At 57.7% G+C, this 795-nt stretch carries 1 pseudogene; it reads left to right on the top strand.

The features are described from left to right. Positions 1–756 (top strand): annotated as a pseudogene (locus tag B2R17_RS17170) (squalene--hopene cyclase); the annotation flags it as partial. Positions 757–795: the final 39 nt, after the last annotated feature.

Below are 795 nucleotides of genomic sequence, written 5' to 3'. Positions count from 1 at the left end.
CTGAAGGGACAACGTCGCGATGGATTTTTGGCGACGAACGTTCGAGGCGATGACCAACAAGCTTACGGGCACGCTCAAGCGACAATCGCGTTGTGTGAACTCTTTGCGATGACCGACGACTCAGCCCTTCGTGGTCCGGCACAAGCGGCGATCGACTACTGCGTGAACGCTCAGTCAGCGGCGGGCGGTTGGCGCTATCGGCCTCGACTGGATTCTGATTTGTCGGTGACGGGTTGGTACGTGATGGCTTTGACGAGCGCTGAGTCGGCTGGTTTGGAAGTTCCCTCGTCGACGTTGCAGATGGCCAACACGTACTTGGACACTGTCCAGATGTACGATGGTTCGGCGTACAGTTATCAACCCAATCGACCGGCTAGTTACGCGATGACAGCGGAAGGGTTGTTGTGCCGGCAGTATCTTGGGTGGCCGCAAGACGAAGAAGCGATGACTCAGGGCATCAATGACTTGGTCCATGGCGGAATGTTGGATCCCAACAACCCCAATGTTTACTACTGGTACTACGCAACCCAGGCGATGCACCACTACGGCGGAGAACAGTGGCAAAAATGGAATGGCGTGATGCGAGTCGAGCTGCCTCGATTGCAGCTCAAACGTGGTGCCGAGGCGGGCAGCTGGTCGCCTCAAGCCGATGAGTGGGGCCGCCGGGCAGGACGTCTGTATGTGACCTGCTTGTCGATCTATTGCTTGGAAGTCTACTACCGACACTTGCCGTTGTACGACAAGCACGGCAAGTGATTCGAGGTCCGCGTCGCATGCCCGGCCCTCACCCTCGCG

The sequence above is a fragment of the Rhodopirellula sp. UBA1907 genome, from assembly GCF_002337565.1.
GTDB lineage: Bacteria > Planctomycetota > Planctomycetia > Pirellulales > Pirellulaceae > Rhodopirellula > Rhodopirellula europaea.
The sequence above is the reverse complement of the archived record's forward strand: the minus strand, read 5'-3'. Positions and strand labels throughout refer to the sequence as shown.